Raw genomic sequence first — 17,813 nt, forward strand, 5'->3', positions numbered from 1 at the left:
ATTACTTCCCTTCCTTCATATGAATTCCTAAACGAACCGTATCATATACATGTAAATCTTCATTCATCACAACAAAGTCTGCATCTTTTCCTACCGCTAATGCACCTTTATTATTTAATCCAAACTCTTCTGCTTGGTTAACTGATGTCATCAGTACTGCATCTTCGATTGAACAACCTGTAAATTCAATTACATTTCGGAAAGCTTGATCCATTTTTAGAATACTACCAGCTAACGTTCCATCTTCTAATCGAGCACTACCATCTTTTACATGTACCGGCTGTCCGCCAAGCTCATATAATCCATCTTCAAGACCTTTTGCGCGCATTGCGTCAGTAATAACACTTACTTTTTTCGGTCCTTTTAACTTATATGCTAATTTCACCATATCAGGGTGAATATGAATACCATCTGTAATTACTTCAACCATTACATCTGGATTTAATAACACATGACCAACAACTCCTGGCTCACGGTGATGTAATCCACGCATTTGATTGTATAAATGTGTCGCATGTGTAATCTTTCTATTTTTTAGTTGCGCATCAATTGCATCTGTATGCCCCATTGTGCCAACTACACCAGTTTCAGTAAGATATTGTTCAAACTCTAACGCTCCCTCTTCTTCTGGTGCATATGTTACTAATTTAATTAAATTCCCACTTGCTTCTTGCCATTGTTTAAATTGCTCAATATTTGCAGGAACGATATGTTCAAGTGGTTGTGCACCTGCACGTTTCTTTGAAACATAAGGTCCTTCTAAGTGAATATATTCGAAATGTGCTCCTTTTTCTTTTGCTTCTTTCGCAGCAGTTAGCGCTGCTTCAATTGCCTCTGGAGCTTGTGTCATTGTTGTTGGGAAGTAAGTTGTAACCCCTTCTTTTAACATTTCTTTACCTAGAGTTACTAACCCATCGCTATTTGCATCCATCGCATCAATATCGTATCCACCATGAATATGAACATCGATCATACCTGGAATTACAATCTTCCCTGTAGCATCAAAAACAGTTTCATTTTCTTGTGGTACATATTGAGCCATCAAACCAATTTCTTTAATGGTTTCTGCGTAACGAATAAATCCGTTTTCCACTATTTCTTGACCTGTGTAAATTTTGGCATTGATGACAATTTGCGTTTTCATTTTCATCGATCCTTTCCCATGAAATACCTACTTGTTATTATTACCTTATTCGCCTAGTTCCATCTTAATATATGCACGAGTAGTTGTCTATACATTCTAATGAAATTTCCTTTTTATTCAACAAAAAAGGAAATTTCTTACGTCCATTATAATTATAATATATAGTATTCATTTTTCCAAAAAGGGACAGTATCCACCCCTAATATAGAAGTCACTTCAACAATGGCATTAACCCACTAGACTCTAACATAACATGTTCACCATCTGTTTCTATTTCTACTGTACGTTTATTCGTTCTATATACCATTATACCGTGCCTTTTTAAGCGTTTTACTACACTTTGGTGAGGATGTCCATACGGATTACTACTCCCATAAGACAGAATAGCAAACTGCGGTTCCACTTTTTTTATAAACGTTTCACTTGTTGAAGTATACGAGCCGTGATGCCCCACTTTTAAAACATCTGCATGTACATCAAATTGTTTTAATATTTCATGTTCTGTCCGTACATCCGCGTCACCCATTAATAAAAAATCCGCTTTTCCATATCGTACCTTCAAAACAATTGAGGATTCATTATTTTCATCTTTTGATTTCCCATTGTTTAATACTTGTATAGAAACATGTGGATCCAGCGGTATATATTGCCCTTCCTTTACTGAAACGAAAGGTATCCCTCTTTTTTTAATATTATTCCGATATGTATGATAAGTAAGAGAACTATATGTTTTTCCGCTATCTAATATAAGCGATACCGGCATTTGCTCTACAATTGGAATTAGCCCCCCTATATGATCCATATCGGGATGCGTACTGACAATTACATCTAAATGATTAATCCCTTTCTCAATTAATTTCTGAATAATAACCTCTCCTGCTTCATAAGGTCCTCCATCAATTAACATTGTTTGTCCGTTTGGCATTATGATAAGTGTTGCATCACCTTGCCCCACTTTTAAAAAGCTCACTTTCATTTTACTAAGATGTTGCCGATGCATATGTAAAGGAGACGTAGTATGAATGGACATCATATACCTTTTAGCTGATGCGCTATTTAAAGAAAAACATAATAAAACAGAAACTAATAATAGAATAATCCGCATACCTCTCATAACTCGTCTCCTTTTTTCATTTAGTATGGCACTGTAAATAATTGATATACAAAAAAAGCTTAGCAAAATGCTAAGCTTTTATTTCGATATCTCTTGTAAGGAACCGAAGAATAAATCTGCTTCATTCATTTGTTCATTCTCTTCAGAAAGCGGGGGTAAATCATCTAATGTTTTCAATCCAAATGTGTCCAAAAATTCTTTTGTTGTTCCGTATAAAATAGGACGCCCTGGTCCTTCCGCCCTTCCCATTTCTTTTATAAGTAAATGGGAAACCAACGTTTGTAACGCCTTATCGGTTTTAACTCCTCTAATCTCTTCCATTTCAGTCCTTGTGATTGGTTGACGATATGCAACAATCGCTAACGTTTCAAGGGCAGCTTGTGAGAGCGAAGCAGCTGTTGGTGTATCTATTAGTTTTTGATAATATGAAGCATGTTCTTTCTTTGTAGCAAAACGATATACTTTTGCATACTGTACAATTTGCAAACCACGGTTTGCACCTTCACATTCTTGTTGCATTTCTTCTAAAATATTCATTACTTCATTCATTTCAATTTCAAGAACTTTCGCTATTTGTTCTGGATAAATCCCTTCATCACCAGAAACAAATAAAAGGCCTTCAATAATTGACTTTTGTTCTTTCCTATCCATTTCACGAGCTCCTTCCTTCTATTTTCCCATAAAAATACACATCAAAAAACCGAATCACAATCAATGCGTTCGGTTCAATATTTTTTCTCTTGTTCCAAACGATACATTAAAACATAGCATGAGATAAAGTGTTTTTATCCCAATTTTACATACTTGCCCTATGCAGATTTATTAGAGCTTGATACGAAAATTTCATCAAAATTATGTTCTTGCTCAATTATGATTTGTTGATTTTTCATAAGTTCCAGAACTGCTAAAAATGTTACGACCATTATTTCACGTTCATCATCAACAAATAAATCATAAAAACTTTGGCGACCACCCTTTATTTTTAACTGCTTTAAAATATCAGTCATTCGCTGTTCAATTGGTATTTCTTGACGAGTAATACGTGTTGTTACAGGTTTTTTTGCCTTTTTACGGCGCATTAATTTTTGAAATGCCGCTAGCATATCATATAACGTAACATCAAGAGGCAAGCTTGTCTCCTCTTCTTGTTGCAACGATGTAAAGTCAATTGGTGGACGTGTATATAGCTGTGCTCTTTCTTGTTCTCTTTCTTTTAACTCAGTAGCAACTTGCTTATATTTCTTATATTCGATTAACCTCTCCATCAATTCTTGACGAGGATCATCTATAAAATCATCACCGTTATCAAGTACATCTTCTTCATGTTTCGGCAACAACATTTTACTTTTAATTTGTAATAACGTTGCGGCCATTACTAAATACTCACTTGCAACATCTAATTGAAGTTCTTTCATCGTATGCACATAAGATAAATATTGCTCTGTAATATCTGCTACAGGAATATTATATATATCAATTTCATAACGATGTATTAAATGTAACAATAGATCTAAAGGCCCTTCAAAAGCCTCTACTTTAAAATTATATTGCACAAAGCATCCCACCACATTTTTTCTATAACAACATAAGTATAGAGCATACTCATGTTCTATCCAACCTTTTTAAGAAATTTAATTAAAAATAGACCGATGCCTATGTCATCATGCCCACCACTTCATATGATAACAGTGTAGTAAGAACAATGTAGGAGGTCAAAAAACTATGGGTCACGTTGATTGTGGTTTTAGCGGTGGGTTCGCATTACTTGTTGTACTGTTTATTTTACTAATTATTGTAGGAGCAGCTTGCTTCTGCTAATATGAACAATAACGGCTAGGGGGAAATCTCCTAGTCGTTTATTGTTCATATTTCTATGATACACTTATATGTATAACCGTTAGATAGGGGCGAGAAAACATGTATCCTACCGAATACATACAATTTTTAATTCATTTCCAAGGAGATTACGACTATTTTGAATGCCACGAAATACTAGAAGAGTACTGGAAGACAAAACCACGAGGAAATCGTGATCATTACTTAGTTGGTCTCATTCAAATTGCAGTTTCTTTATACCACCAAAGACGTGATAACTGGAATGGTTCTACAAAAATGATGAAAAGCGCAATCACAATTTTAGAAAAAAGCGGTGTGTCTTTACAACGTTTAGGAATTAATCAAGTACAACTTCTTTCCTTGCTCAATGAAAGATTGCAATCTATCCATAAAAAAGAACGTTTTGTACCTTTATTTTTACCCTTATCAGATCCATCGTTAGAGAAGCAGTGCACAGAGTTATGTCAAAAACAAAACCTCCCTTGGAAAGATTTGAATGCTATCCCAAGTGAATATATTATAAACAAGCATACTATGCGTGATCGCACAGAAGTCATTACTGAACGAAATGAACAATTACAAAAAAGAAAGCAGAGATAATAAACTACTTATCCCTGCTTTCACGAATGTATATTTTGTTCTAGCCCTTTACATTTTTCGCAAAAACTTGCTGTTTGCTCATTTCCGCAAATTGTAAACTCAAGAAATTTACTCTTTAACTCTTGAACCATCTTTGTCCCAATCCCTACATGACGGTGAGATGGGTTGACACTCAAATGCTGAATTTCTAATACTTGATTCTCTTTTTTTACAATCCCCATTATTCCAACAAAATCTTCATTCTCTTTCCACAAATACAATTGCCAATCATCTTTTGCTTCATATTCTTTCATTGTCAATTGTAATGTTTTCACATCTTTTTCAGTTGGCATAAACGAAAGAAGCCCCATTGCAATTTTTTCATAACTTTTTTTAAAACGAATTAACATAACCCTTATCCCTTCTTACAAAAGTTACAAACTAGTAATCCCCTCAATCACTCTTTTCATATCATATTCATTTTACAATATTTTCAACAGAGTGAGAAGAGCCTAAAACAACTTGATAATCATACAAAGCGAAAAGAAGAAAGTCAAATCTATGTTTCAGCACTATTCCTTTAATAAATAGAGTTAAAAAAAGAAAATTTTATATGGAATGGAAAGAAACATATCATTCAATATCACTTCATTAATAGTTACCCTAAAGCAGCACACTTCTAGCAAAATTAATATAACAAAAAATATTTATTGAAACATATAATGCAATGTATTCTATGTAATTTGTTAAAGGTTTGTTCTCACAAGCAATATATTTTAGCAACAATACTACTTGTATGATGAGCTGCAGAAGAAGTACCCCGTCCCATTTAAAAGTAAAAAAAGAGAGCAAAAGCTCTCTTTTCCCTTACCTTATTCTTCCCAAACTTTAACTTCTTTCATTACATCGCCTTGACGCATTTTTAATACTGTTTCAATACCGCTTGTTGCTTTACCAAATACAGTATGAACGCCATCTAAATGTGGCTGTGGCTCATGAACAACAAAGAATTGGCTACCGCCTGTGTTACGGCCAGCATGAGCCATAGAAAGTGATCCGACAAGGTGTCTATGAGGGTTTCCATCAGTTTCACATGGAATAGAGTAACCTGGGCCACCTGCACCTGTACCTGTTGGGTCTCCACCTTGGCTTACGAAGCCAGGAATAACACGGTGGAATGTAACACCATCATAAAATCCTTGCTCTGCTAATTTTTTAAAGTTTTCTACTGTTTTCGGTGCTTCTTCTGGGAAAAATTCCAAGTCGATTTTTTCACCGTTTTCCATTAATATGTATCCTAAAGTTTTCATATGTATATGTCTCCTTTCAACTATCTCAGCACTATATTACCACATTCATGACTAGAAACAAAAAGAATCCGACAATCTAGATACTTCTTTTTTGAAATGTGGAAAAAGCTAGGTGACAAATAAGAAATATATACTATAATAACTTTGTTGCCCGAAAATTTTAGAAAGAGAAAGGGAGCGATTTTTCGTGAGAACGAAATTATTAGCTCTGCTATTAGCTGTAACGGTATTTATGATGCCAACAGCTTCATTTGCAGACATCATCGAGGGAGAATCAATTGTTACACTAGGAGAGAACTTATCCGAACAACAAAAACAAGATCTGTTAAAAGAAATGAAAGCACCGAAAGATGCTACAATTATTACTGTATCTAATGCGGAAGAACATAAATTTCTAGAAGGCATTGTTCCAAAAGCACAAATTGGTACGAGAGCAATTTCTTCTTCTATGATTACATACACTAAACCAGGATCTGGTCTTATTGTACGATCAAAGAACATTAACTGGGTAACAGATGCAATGTACACTAACGCTTTGATTACAGCAGGTGTAAAAGATGCAGAAATTCAAATTAACGCACCTTTTAAAGTTTCAGGAACTGCAGCTTTAACTGGATTAATGAAAGCATATGAAACTGCGTCCAATAAACAAATTCCTGAAGAAGTTAAAAAAGTAGCGAATGAAGAAATGGTACAAACAGCCCAGCTTGGTGATAAAATTGGTGAAGAAAAAGCAGTTCAACTTGTTGCAAAAATTAAAGAAGAAATTGCAAAAGAACAGCCAAAAACAACAGAAGATTTACGTTCATTAATTAAAAAAATTGCTGATCAATTAGGCATTACATTAACAGATGAACAGTTAGATAACTTAGTATCGTTATTTGATAAAATGAAAAATCTTAATATCGATTGGAATCAAGTTGGTAGTCAATTAAACAAAGCAAAAGAACACGTTTCTGCCTTTTTAGGATCTGAAGAAGGACAAAGTTTTCTAGATAAAGTGAAAGATTTCTTCTCAAGTATCATTGATTTTGTTAAATCTTTATTCAAGTAAAAAAGAAGCCCGCCAGTGACGGGCTTCTTTTTTATACAAGTAACGGTAATTTCATAACAGCCTCTTCAACCGAACGCACTATATGATTTGCTTTCTCCTTTACATATGGATGGGCATGATGAAGAGTAAATGAATGCGGGGTTACTTCAAACATAGAAATATCATTGAAAGAATCTCCAATACAAGCAACTTCATTTGCTTCAATTTGCAAATGGTCCATTAGTCGCTTTAGAGCACTACCCTTACTCACGCCTCTTGGCATAATATCAACATAGCGTTTACCTGATATAAAAACTTCCGCTTCGCCTTGAAACGTATCTCGTAGCTCTTGATCTAACGTCACAATTTTCTCTTCTTCTCCAAAAACAAACAATTTTGCAGGGTGCACAGTCTTACCAAACTCTTCTTCTAACGCTTCAATTTCAGCGATATGCACACCCATATACGCTTCAAAATTATGGTGTTGTTCATTTTTCCTTTTTGTATATCGCTGCTCATTTGCACAAACAATATCCGCTAGTCCTTTTTTATGTATATATCGATATATTTCCTGGGCAACCGTATTTTCAAAACTCGATTCATGGAATAAATCCCCATCCGGAAGTAACATTGTCGCTCCATTTAAGCCTGTTGTGTAATATGGGAATGAAAACCTTTTTACAACTTCATCAATTCTATGTGTAAAGCGGCCAGAGGCAAAACAAATATTTGTCCCTTTCTCAGCTAACCAACACAGCGCACGTTCATCTTCTTTTTGCATATGATTCACATCGTAAACGAGCGTGTCATCTAAATCACTTACAAATAATTTAATCATGCCCTCTTCCCCTTCCATACACAATATCTACTCTAAGTGTACACAAAAAATGTGTGATTTTTGTTAAAAAACAATAAATTTTTGCTAAAAAAATAAACGGGTGTATAAGCCCGTTTATTTTTGTCTTTTTACATTTTGAGGTCTTACAATACTTGGTCGTACTTTTAAACTAGACATTGTTGGACGGAGTAAAATTTTTGTTAACGCGCCCCAATCAAATGGTAAAAACGGCCATAAATAAGGTGTTTGTAAACTTTTTATAGACGTTAAAAATAAAATTAATATCGTCATACCAATTACAAATCCCATCTCATGGAAGAGACCTGTTAAAATAATAACAAACAATTTCCCAACCTTATTCCCTAATCCTAATTCATAACTCGGTGTTGCATATGCACCAATCATCGAAACCGCTACATACAAAATTACTTCTGGCACAAACAAACCTACATCAATTGCAATTTGACCAATTAATATAGCGGAAATCAACCCTGCTGCAGACGATAACGGCGTTGGAGTATGAATGGCTGCCATCCTTAAAAACTCAAGTCCGACCTCTGCCATTAACACCTGTAATAAAATTGGTAAATGCGTCATCTTAGTCGGTCCAATAAAAGCAAGATTTGCTGGCAAAAGAGTTGGATCAAATACAAACACTAGCCAAAATGGTAATAAAAATAACGAGAATATAACACCTAAAAAGCGCACCCAGCGTAAAAATGTACCGACAGCTGGATTTTGTCTAAATTCTTCCGCATGCTGTAAATGATGAAAATATGTTGTCGGTGTAATCATAGCACTTGGTGATGTGTCAACGAGCACTAACACATGCCCTTCTAGTAGATGATTTGCTGCTACATCTGGCCTTTCTGTATATCGAATAAGTGGGAATGGGTTATAGCTTTGCTTTACAACAAATTCTTCTACTGTTTTATCCGCCATCGTAATTCCATCTACATCGATGTTATTTAATTCTTGTTTTATAATCTTTACTAAGTCTGGATTTGCAACATCTTGAACGTATGTAATACAAATATCCGTTTGTGATCTATCTCCTACTCGAATAATTTCATTTCGAAGACGTGGATCTCGAATTCTTCTACGAATTAATGCTGTATTTACAACGATATTTTCAACAAACCCATCCCTCGCACCGCGTACTACCTTTTCGGTATCTGGTTCTGTCGGTGTTCGCCCTGGATAACTACGAACATCGATCGCGAACGCTTCCGTTTCACCTTCCACAAATATCACAATGAGTCCTGATAATACTTGGAGCATTACCTCATCCATCGTTTTCACTTTGCTTACTTGTTGATGGATTAAGCGATTCTCTAAAAGCTTCACTGTATCTTCTTCTACATCCCTTATCTCATTTGTATCCACCGCTTCTTCTAAAATAGGGATAATATAATTTGTATCACAAAGTCCGTTTACAAATAACACACCAATTTCTTTATTCAAAATTTGAAATTTACGAATGCCAACATCGTATGTAACGCCTAGTCCAACTGTCTGCTTTAAATAATTTTCATTGTCACTTATGAAAGTTGATATAGGGATATCCACCTTTTTAGGCTTCGTCATAAAAACCACTCCTTTCCAAAATTAATTGAATCGCTTTTCTAGTAATAGGTGACCCTCTCTCCCATTCATCATTCCCGCACATTTTACCAATATCACCAACTCCAACAATGACAGGAACATTTAAATCGTCTAAGCAATATATTGTATCTCCACTAATCCTGCCAATTTCACCATCTGGAAGTCCAAATTTATCAACACCGTATTCGGTTAAATTCCCATTCCGATCTACACTTACATCTACACGTGCCCATTCCCAATGATGCGTATTAGACGCTACTGCTAAAATTCCGAGCACATCAATTTGTTTATGGGTAGCCACATATTTTAAAGCCTTCTCACCAGATCCTTCTCCAATAAATCCACTGTCATCAAACATGACAAATACAGGGTCATATGGCGTTTGCATAATAAGCTCAACAACTTTTTTCCCTGTCAATTTGGTTGGATTACTTTGTGATGCTGAAATACACCTTCCCCCAAATTCCTTTGTTAAAAGCTCAATTGTCCGCTTTGCATATTCATCTCCATCTGTGACCAAAACAACCCTTCGTCTCATTTGATTTATCCTTTCGGTTTACATATAAGTGCTATAAAAAACGAAAACAATATCGCTGCGGAAATGCCCGCAGACGTTAAACTAAACATGCCAATACCAATTCCTAAATATCCATGTTTTTCTGCTGCATGCATTGCTCCGTGCAATAGTGAATGTCCAAAACTTGTAATAGGGACTGTTGCTCCAGCACCTGCAAACTTTATTAGTTTATCGTACAATCCAAATCCATCTAAAATTGCTCCGATGACTACAAAAGTTGCCATTAAATGAGCTGGTGTTAACTTTGCGAAATCTAACAATAGTTGCCCAATTACACAAATAGCTCCACCTACAAGAAATGCATATATAAAATCCACAATTCACTCTCCTTTAACTCTTTCAAATACGACACCATGTGCAATTGTTGGAATCGTTTCTTTCTGTTGCATCATCATCGGGCTTAATAATGCGCCAGTGGCAACGACAAAAATTCGTTGTAAATTCCCTTTTTGCATCTCGTGTAATAAATGGCCATATGTGACAACTGCTGAACAAGCGCAACCACTACCACCTGCAAACACTTCTTCTTGACTTGATTCATAAATCATCAATCCGCAATCATTGTATATATGCCCAAGATCGTAACCTTCCTCAAGTAAAAGTTGTTTTGCAATCGGCGTCCCAACAGCTGATAAATCACCCGTAACAATTAAATCATAATCATCGGCACTTCTTCTTAAATCTTCAAAATGCTGTTGAATTGTATGAGCTGCTGCTGGAGCCATCGCTGCCCCCATATCCAAAGGATTTGTGATTCCTAAATCTTGCACTTTTCCGATTGTAGCCGCCGTAATTTTAATCGCACTTTTTTCATTGCTAATTAATATAGATCCTGCACCAGTCACAGTTGAATTTGCTGTCCCTGGCTTTTGCCCACCATACTCTGTTGGATAGCGAAATTGTCTTTCAGCCGTTGCATTATGACTACTTACTGTAGCTAAGACACGATTTGCAAATCCACCGTCTATAAAAGCTGAGCCAACTGCTAAAGTCTCCATAGACGTCGCACAAGCGCTAAACATTCCTAAAAAAGGAATGCCCCACTTACGCGCAACATAATTTGCTGTCACTGTTTGATTTAATAAATCTCCCGCTAAAAAGAAATCAATTTGCGATGTTTTTATATTCCCTTTTTGCACTGCTTGTTGAATTGAGTCTGACATTAATCTTCGTTCGGCGAGCTCCCAATTTTCCTCTCCACAATGCAAGTCATCGTATGAAATATCAAAATCTTTTCCAAGAGGGCCCTCAGCTTCTTTCGGACCGACAGCAGTACCCGTTGCATTCACATATATATCATTTTGAAATACCCACGTTTGTTTTCCGGTCAACCTCATACTAGCCCCTCCTTTAAGACATAAAAACTTTAAAGGTATACCTTATTAACCCAATGATATATGCACCAACAACCCCAAATACAATTACACTTCCTGCCAGTTTAAACATATTTGTAGCAATCCCTAGAACAATCCCTTCACTCTTATGCTCTAAGGCAGCGCTCGCCATAGAATTTGCAAATCCTGTCACCGGCACCGCTGATCCTGCTCCAGCAAATTGACCGATTTTATCATATACACCACATCCTGTTAAAATCGCGGATAATAAAACAAGCGTTGCAACAGTTGGGTTTCCTGCCTCTTGTTCACTGAAGTGAAAATAATGTATATAAAATTTCATCAATACTTCTCCAACTGTACAAATGAGTCCACCTACAAGAAATGCTTTGATACAATTTAGTAAATAGTTTGGCTTTGGATGATACTCCTTCACTTTATTTATGTAATCATCCTTCAATTTCTGACTTGTCATTTATATACTGCCTCCTACTTTACGAAATAAATCCAGTGAAACAATGATCCTATTACTTTCCCAAGTACAATAGCAATGAGTAAAACAACAATCTTCCCCTCTACCCCTACTCGTTTCGCTAAAATAGGTAGAACATTTAACACCTCTGTTAATGCCGCAGCAAGCATTCCAATGAACGTGCCACAAAATATCCCTAATATAACGAGCCAATATTGCGATGTTTGAAATGTAATGTTTTTCAAACTACACCAAGCCCCTGTTAAAGTACCTGCAATGACTGCCCACTCAAAATATTGAATATGCTTTCCACTTCTCGTTAATTGAGCTAAACGGGGGATTATACCAAGTACAGCTAAAAATGCGACATACCCGCTACCTACCGCAATCCCTCCAGCTAAACCAATTAAAATAACAAATCCAGACTCAATCATCGGCAAGTTGTTTCATATTATCCTTGTTTTCATTAACGATTACATATTGATCAAGCGACTGTTGGTATTGAAACATCTCAACTTCTAGCGGACTTGGCTCTTCATTAATTCGCTTTTGAAATACATGATTAAAGAATAAAACCATCCCTAAGCCAAGACCTAAAGAATAAGGAATTTGAAATAAAAGTGGTTGCGCATTAAATTCTCCAGTAATCATGTAATATAACCGTTGATGTACTTGTTGCATACTTACATCTTCATGGAAATAAATGATCGCAAGGGCCGCTCCAATGAAAAGTAACAGCCATACAAGCCCGAAAAAAACTGGATGCGCCTTCTTTTTTTCGTATATAATTTCAACAAGAGTTTGTCCAGAACCGAGTAAATTAATTTGTACATGAGATGCTTTCTGTTGAATAATCTCAATTACTTTCATAACATCAATTACAACATGCGTCTTATCATGCGCTGTTATTTTGTAAACTATCTCATTTTGTAACAACTCAACTACAGAAGAATCTCCGGCAAGTTGAGCAACATCGCCCAGCTTTACTTCATAAGTAGGAGAAACTTTTAAACGATTGCGCATTTTAATATAAATCGTTTGTTCCAACTTTCATTCACCCCTTCACTCTTCCTCGTAGTTGTAGTATGGTTATTGAATTTTTTTCTAATACAATTTTTTCATAAAAAAACATCTGCACCATTTTGGTGCAGATGTTTTTTACTTATGCCTTTTTCTTAAATAAGTTTGCAATACTTAATGCAAGCCCTCCCCAAATGACTACGATTCCAATAACCATCATCATAATCGCTGATCCACTCATTATGAAACACCTCGATCTTTCCATTCTTTTTCAAGTTTGGCAGAGTCCGAATGAATTTGTGCATCCCATTTTTTCAGACCAATGATTATTGCAACTATGAGGAATGCTGCTGCTATCGACCAACCATACGTTACAACAAACTCAGTCGGATAATCTCCATAGTTCTTTTTAATATTTTGGATTGTACCATCAATTAGCATATACCCTAACATAAGCGGAGTAATAACGAGTAAACTCACTCTCCAAAACGTTCCTAATTTAATATCAGATACAAAGTTTGCATGATTTTGATAAACTGGTAAACGACGTAAAATGAGCCCTATCGTAACTACTTCCGCAAGTGCAATTGTAATTAATCCGAAATTATTAGCGAAATAGTCGACAACATCTAAGAACATAAGTCCACCACGTGTTGCAAAAACAAGAGAAACTAACACGAGAAGGGTTCCCATAATTCCAATGGTTTTTTCACGACTTAAACTGAATTTTTCAGATACAGCGGCAAAGCATACTTCCGCAAGTGAAATAAGTGATGTGATTCCAGCAACCGTTAACGATAAGAAAAATAATACACCAAACAACGGTGACATCGGCAACTCATTAATAATTTGCGGAAATACTACGAACGCAAGTCCAACGCCAGCACTTGCTACTTTATCAACCGGTACTCCCATATTATTTGCCATAAATCCAAGAGCTGCAAAGACTCCAATACCTGCTAATAATTCAAATCCTGAGTTTGCGAATCCAGTAATAAAGGCATTATTTGTTGTATCAGAGTTTTTCGGTAAATAACTAGAATACGTAATCATAATTCCAAATGCTAAAGATAAACTAAAGAATATTTGACCATAAGCAGCAAGCCATACTTTCCCATCAAAAATACGACTCCAATCTGGTTTAAAGAATGCATCTAGTCCTTGCATAGCACCTTCCATCGTCACTGCACGAACGACGATAATAAGGAACATAACAACTAATAAAGGAATAAATATACGGTTAACAACTTCGATTCCTTTTTTAACTCCTTTAAATGCAACGCCAAGCACAATAATCCAAACGAGAGCTAACGGAATTAATACTTCCGGTACAAGTCCTCCAAATTGTCCTGGCTTATCTGCAACATGTAAGTACTCTTTAAATAAAAATGATTGCGTGTCTTTTCCCCATGCTCCAGTAATTGCAAAGTATGTATACGATATAGACCAAGCAATAATCACTGCATAATATGTTGAAACAATAAATGTTACGCACATTTGCCACCATCCAATAAATTCGGCACGCGGGCTAATACGGAAAAATGTAAGTGGTGCTGAGCCACGATGACGATGACCAAGAGCAAACTCAAATGCTAACAATGAAATACCCGTCGTTAATAATGCAAATAAGTACGGTAAAAAGAATGCCCCGCCGCCATTTTCATACGCTGTATAAGGAAAACGCCATATGTTTCCTAATCCAACGGCAGATCCGACCGCTGCGAAAATAAATCCAGCTCTCGTTCCCCATTGTTGCCTCGTTTCCATGTTTCCTTCCCCCCTTTATGACAAGTTCATACTTGGATTATATTTTAAATTAACTAAATTATCAATAAATTCTGTTAATTTTTTCGAAAATTAACATCTCTCTCCTATTAACTTCATAAAAAAATCGAATAGACAATTATTCGTCTATTCGATCTTTCATCTGTTTTAATATTTTCTTTTCAAGTCTTGAAACTTGTACTTGCGAAATACCTATGCGCTCTGCTACTTCTGACTGTGTTTGATCTTTATAGTAACGCAAGTATACAATTAAGCGCTCTCGTTCATCTAGTTCTCTAATCGCTTCTTTTAAAGCAATTTTATCGAACCATTTCGTTTCAGATTGATCTGCAATTTGATCTAAAATAGTGATTGGATCACCGTCGTTTTCATATACAGTTTCATGTATAGATGAAGGCGCCCGGCTCGCTTCTTGTGCTAGAACAACTTCCTCTGGCGTTAGTTCTAGCGCCTCTGCCACCTCATTAATCGTTGGAGCCCTTCCGAACTCTTTCGAAAGCTCATCTCTCATCTTTCGAATTTTGTTCCCTGTTTCTTTTAAAGACCTACTAACTTTCACTGATCCATCATCACGTAAAAAACGTTGTATTTCTCCAATAATCATTGGAACTGCATATGTTGAAAATTTCACGTCGAAAGATAAATCAAATTTATCTACCGATTTCAAGAGCCCAATACATCCAATTTGAAATAGATCGTCTGGTTCGTATCCTCGATTAAGAAACCGCTGTACAACCGACCAAACGAGACGCATATTACTTTGAACGATTGTATCTCTCGCCTGTTGATCTCCATCTTGACTTTTTTGAATTAACGCTTTTAGCTCGTGGTCCTTTAACTGAGGTTTCTTCTTCTCATTTTTGACCTCTATGTCCATAGGCTATTCTCCTTAATTGCATAGAGCGTTACTATTTGATAAGTATTTTGTCAAATGGATTGTTGTCCCGAAAGATTCGTTTGAAATAACTTCTACTTCATCCATAAAATTTTCCATGATAGTAAATCCCATTCCGGAACGCTCTAATTCAGGTTTAGTTGTAAAAAGGGGTTGTCTCGCTTCATCTAAGTTAAAGATTCCAATCCCTTCATCTCGAATCGTGAGTTTCACCATTGCTTCTTCCAAAATTACAGAAATATAAACAATACCTTCTGCATTTCCTTCGTATCCATGAATAATTGCATTTGTAACCGCTTCTGACACAACTGTTTTGATCTCCGTTAATTCTTCCATCGTTGGATCTAGTTGTGCAATGAAAGCCGCCACTGTAACGCGAGCGAATGATTCATTTTGACTTAATGCTGAAAATTGAAGGTTCATTTCATTTCTCATCTATGCCACCCCCAACGTCGCGAGCGCGTGCGCTTCACTTTCTTCTAAGCGAACGATTTTGAATAAGCCCGACATTTCAAATAAACGCTTAACAGGCGGTGAAATTGCACAAACAACCATTTCTCCACCTAATCCCTTTACGTGTTTATATCGGCCTAATATAACACCTAGACCAGAACTATCCATAAACGATAAGTTCTCTAGGCTCAAAACAATATGATGAACACCATGTGTCTCAATCATATCTGTTACTTTCGTTCGCAACTCTTCAGCCGTATGATGATCTAATTCACCCTCTAGTCTCACACATAGGACGTCACGTTTTACTTCTAATTGCATGGAAAGACTCACACGATTTCCTCCTTATGCTCAAACTTTACTTATTCACATACATAAAGATTTTCGTGATATAAAATAAGAATCCTTCCTGCTGACAAAAGAAGAACTATTTCGTCATAAAGTGAAACCTTTCAGCATTATTCACTGGCATACGAATAGAAAAGCGGCAAACTATTTGCCGCTATTTTGATGTTGAAAACATCCCAAAACTTCTTTTAAATAACTCCCACCAGCTCGCTGCAGCAACATCTTCTTTTGCTACAATTGTTTGTTTTAATAAAACATCTTTATCTTTTTTAATAACAAGTGTGCCAAGCGCGTCACCTTTTTTAATCGGTGCTTTTACTTTCTTTTCAGCAATTACTTCTTGTTTTACCTTGTCCATACTCTCGCCCTTCTTCATAAGAAGAGAAACATTATCTGACGCAACTAAATCTATTTTTTCTTTTTTCCCTTTTCCTACTTGAACTGTCTTAATTTTTTCGCCGCGCGTATACAATTTCTTTGTCATATATTGTCCAAATGCATAGTCAAGAAGCTTCGTCACTTCGTTGTTCCGTTCTTTTGATGTTGGTGCTCCCATGACAACTGAAATGACACGCATGCCATTTTTTTGAGCCGATGCTGTTAAACAATATTTCGCTTCTGTCGTAAAACCTGTTTTTACTCCATCTACGCCAGGATAAAAACGTACTAGCTTATTCGTATTAACGAGCCAAAACTTTTTATCCGTATCTTCACGTAAATAATCTTCGTACTTACCTGTGTATTTACGAATAAGTGGATACTTCATCAATTCTCTCGCCATTATAGCCATATCATTTGCTGTCGAATAATGGTCTTTGGCCGGAAGACCTGTTGGGTTTTGAAAATGTGTATTTTTCAACCCTAGATCTTTCGCCTTTTTGTTCATCATATTTACAAATCCTTCTTCTGAACCTGCGATATGCTCAGCTACTGCAACAGATGCGTCATTTCCAGATGCAATTGCAATACCCTTTAACATCTCATTTACAGTCATCTCTTCCCCAGGTTCTAAAAAGATTTGCGATCCACCCATTGAAGCTGCATGTTCGCTCGCTCTAACTTTATCGGTCAGTTTTAGTTTTCCTTTTTCAACTTGTTCCATAATTAAAAGCATTGTCATAATCTTTGTCATACTAGCAGGTGGTAATTTTTCATTTGGGTTTTTATCAAATAAAACTTTACCTGTATCTTGCTCAATTACGATTGCTGACGACGCTTGTTCCGCTAACTTCGGCGTTGTTTCTTCTGTTTTCTCCTGCTTCGTTTTCTCAGATTGCGCAAAACTCACTGAAGTTCCAGAAAGCAATAACATGAAACAAACAAGTATTCCAAAAACTCGCTTCATGACTAACCCTCCATTCTATATCAGACCTATTTTTTCCAATTTCTCTTTTTTTAATACCAATTTTTTCTATTATTTTCATTTGACAAATACATTCGTCCCCTATATTGTATTAAGTGTATTACACA

Annotated in this window: 23 protein-coding genes; 3 read left to right on the plus strand and 20 right to left on the minus strand. The window is 36.1% G+C overall.

The annotated features are described in order from the left end of the window. Position 1 precedes the first annotated feature (1 nt). The 4 genes from nagA to scpA form a co-directional block, all read right to left on the minus strand. Complete coding sequence (nagA, locus tag CN409_RS15165) at positions 2-1,144, minus strand: N-acetylglucosamine-6-phosphate deacetylase (RefSeq protein WP_002082222.1); 1,143 nt, start codon at positions 1,142-1,144, stop codon at positions 2-4. Positions 1,145-1,355: 211 nt separating this feature from the next. Beyond that, the gene (locus tag CN409_RS15170) at positions 1,356-2,258 is read right to left on the minus strand and encodes a ComEC/Rec2 family competence protein (RefSeq protein ID WP_001214828.1); all 903 of its coding nucleotides are present in this window, start codon (positions 2,256-2,258) and stop codon (positions 1,356-1,358) included. Positions 2,259-2,336: 78 nt separating this feature from the next. After that, complete coding sequence (scpB, locus tag CN409_RS15175; protein ID WP_000375173.1) at positions 2,337-2,909, minus strand: segregation/condensation protein ScpB; 573 nt, start codon at positions 2,907-2,909, stop codon at positions 2,337-2,339. Positions 2,910-3,067: 158 nt separating this feature from the next. After that, a complete protein-coding gene (scpA, locus tag CN409_RS15185) occupies positions 3,068-3,811 on the minus strand; it encodes a segregation/condensation protein A (protein WP_001199753.1) in 744 nt (247 codons plus the stop codon). A 169-nt stretch (positions 3,812-3,980) separates the two neighbouring features. Here scpA and CN409_RS15190 point away from each other — a divergent pair, with 169 nt between their 5' ends. Then, positions 3,981-4,076 (plus strand): YjcZ family sporulation protein, encoded by a 96-nt coding sequence (locus CN409_RS15190; RefSeq protein ID WP_000510194.1) that lies wholly within the window; start codon positions 3,981-3,983, stop codon positions 4,074-4,076. 99 nt (positions 4,077-4,175) lie between these two features. Continuing rightward, complete coding sequence (locus tag CN409_RS15195) at positions 4,176-4,694, plus strand: DUF309 domain-containing protein (RefSeq protein WP_000283612.1); 519 nt, start codon at positions 4,176-4,178, stop codon at positions 4,692-4,694. 20 nt (positions 4,695-4,714) lie between these two features. Here CN409_RS15195 and ribT read toward each other — a convergent pair whose 3' ends face one another. After that, on the minus strand, positions 4,715-5,083 hold the full coding sequence (ribT, locus tag CN409_RS15200) for a GNAT family N-acetyltransferase RibT (RefSeq protein WP_000908401.1): 369 nt from the start codon (positions 5,081-5,083) through the stop codon (positions 4,715-4,717). A gap of 462 nt (positions 5,084-5,545) precedes the next feature. Beyond that, entirely contained in the window at positions 5,546-5,983 is a 438-nt protein-coding gene (locus tag CN409_RS15205; RefSeq protein WP_000853784.1) for a peptidylprolyl isomerase, read from the minus strand. A gap of 187 nt (positions 5,984-6,170) precedes the next feature. Here CN409_RS15205 and CN409_RS15210 point away from each other — a divergent pair, with 187 nt between their 5' ends. Next, positions 6,171-7,037, plus strand: coding sequence for a DUF1002 domain-containing protein (locus CN409_RS15210; RefSeq protein WP_001259343.1), 867 nt, complete (start codon positions 6,171-6,173; stop codon positions 7,035-7,037). Positions 7,038-7,068: 31 nt separating this feature from the next. On the opposite strand, the gene CN409_RS15215 is transcribed toward CN409_RS15210, so the two are convergent. The 14 genes from CN409_RS15215 to dacF form a co-directional block, all read right to left on the minus strand. Continuing rightward, positions 7,069-7,872, minus strand: coding sequence for a Cof-type HAD-IIB family hydrolase (locus tag CN409_RS15215; RefSeq protein ID WP_141527707.1), 804 nt, complete (start codon positions 7,870-7,872; stop codon positions 7,069-7,071). Between the two features lie 96 nt (positions 7,873-7,968). After that, entirely contained in the window at positions 7,969-9,441 is a 1,473-nt protein-coding gene (gene spoVAF / locus CN409_RS15220; RefSeq protein ID WP_000165593.1) for a spore germination protein SpoVAF, read from the minus strand. Further along, positions 9,428-9,997, minus strand: coding sequence for a stage V sporulation protein SpoVABEA (gene spoVAEA / locus CN409_RS15225; RefSeq protein WP_001254416.1), 570 nt, complete (start codon positions 9,995-9,997; stop codon positions 9,428-9,430). The genes spoVAF and spoVAEA overlap by 14 nt, the downstream gene beginning before the upstream one ends. Before the next feature lie 5 nt (positions 9,998-10,002). Beyond that, the gene (gene spoVAE, locus CN409_RS15230; protein WP_000345907.1) at positions 10,003-10,353 is read right to left on the minus strand and encodes a stage V sporulation protein AE; all 351 of its coding nucleotides are present in this window, start codon (positions 10,351-10,353) and stop codon (positions 10,003-10,005) included. 3 nt (positions 10,354-10,356) lie between these two features. Then, positions 10,357-11,373, minus strand: a complete 1,017-nt coding sequence (gene spoVAD / locus CN409_RS15235; RefSeq protein ID WP_001241139.1) for a stage V sporulation protein AD — start codon at positions 11,371-11,373, stop codon at positions 10,357-10,359. A 13-nt stretch (positions 11,374-11,386) separates the two neighbouring features. After that, positions 11,387-11,845, minus strand: a complete 459-nt coding sequence (gene spoVAC, locus CN409_RS15240) for a stage V sporulation protein AC (protein WP_000203809.1) — start codon at positions 11,843-11,845, stop codon at positions 11,387-11,389. A 14-nt stretch (positions 11,846-11,859) separates the two neighbouring features. Further along, positions 11,860-12,276 (minus strand): stage V sporulation protein SpoVAB, encoded by a 417-nt coding sequence (gene spoVAB / locus CN409_RS15245; RefSeq protein WP_000572938.1) that lies wholly within the window; start codon positions 12,274-12,276, stop codon positions 11,860-11,862. Beyond that, positions 12,269-12,889, minus strand: coding sequence for a stage V sporulation protein AA (locus CN409_RS15250; RefSeq protein WP_000438368.1), 621 nt, complete (start codon positions 12,887-12,889; stop codon positions 12,269-12,271). The genes spoVAB and CN409_RS15250 overlap by 8 nt, the downstream gene beginning before the upstream one ends. A gap of 115 nt (positions 12,890-13,004) precedes the next feature. Beyond that, complete coding sequence (locus CN409_RS15255) at positions 13,005-13,103, minus strand: methionine/alanine import family NSS transporter small subunit (RefSeq protein ID WP_000016826.1); 99 nt, start codon at positions 13,101-13,103, stop codon at positions 13,005-13,007. Next, on the minus strand, positions 13,103-14,629 hold the full coding sequence (locus tag CN409_RS15260) for a sodium-dependent transporter (RefSeq protein WP_000450088.1): 1,527 nt from the start codon (positions 14,627-14,629) through the stop codon (positions 13,103-13,105). Before CN409_RS15260 ends, CN409_RS15255 begins: the two co-directional genes overlap by 1 nt. Before the next feature lie 136 nt (positions 14,630-14,765). Further along, positions 14,766-15,524 carry an RNA polymerase sporulation sigma factor SigF gene (gene sigF / locus CN409_RS15265; protein ID WP_000350729.1) on the minus strand — a complete coding sequence of 253 codons (759 nt, stop codon included), beginning with the start codon at positions 15,522-15,524 and terminating at the stop codon, positions 14,766-14,768. A gap of 12 nt (positions 15,525-15,536) precedes the next feature. Further along, on the minus strand, positions 15,537-15,977 hold the full coding sequence (gene spoIIAB / locus CN409_RS15270; protein ID WP_001243398.1) for an anti-sigma F factor: 441 nt from the start codon (positions 15,975-15,977) through the stop codon (positions 15,537-15,539). Further along, complete coding sequence (gene spoIIAA / locus CN409_RS15275) at positions 15,978-16,328, minus strand: anti-sigma F factor antagonist (protein WP_000059135.1); 351 nt, start codon at positions 16,326-16,328, stop codon at positions 15,978-15,980. It lies immediately after the preceding gene. Between the two features lie 169 nt (positions 16,329-16,497). Then, on the minus strand, positions 16,498-17,688 hold the full coding sequence (gene dacF / locus CN409_RS15280; RefSeq protein WP_000832002.1) for a serine-type D-Ala-D-Ala carboxypeptidase DacF: 1,191 nt from the start codon (positions 17,686-17,688) through the stop codon (positions 16,498-16,500). Positions 17,689-17,813 lie beyond the last annotated feature (125 nt).

The organism is Bacillus sp. AFS012607 (assembly GCF_002558005.1).
GTDB classification, from domain to species: Bacteria; Bacillota; Bacilli; order Bacillales; family Bacillaceae_G; genus Bacillus_A; species Bacillus_A thuringiensis_S.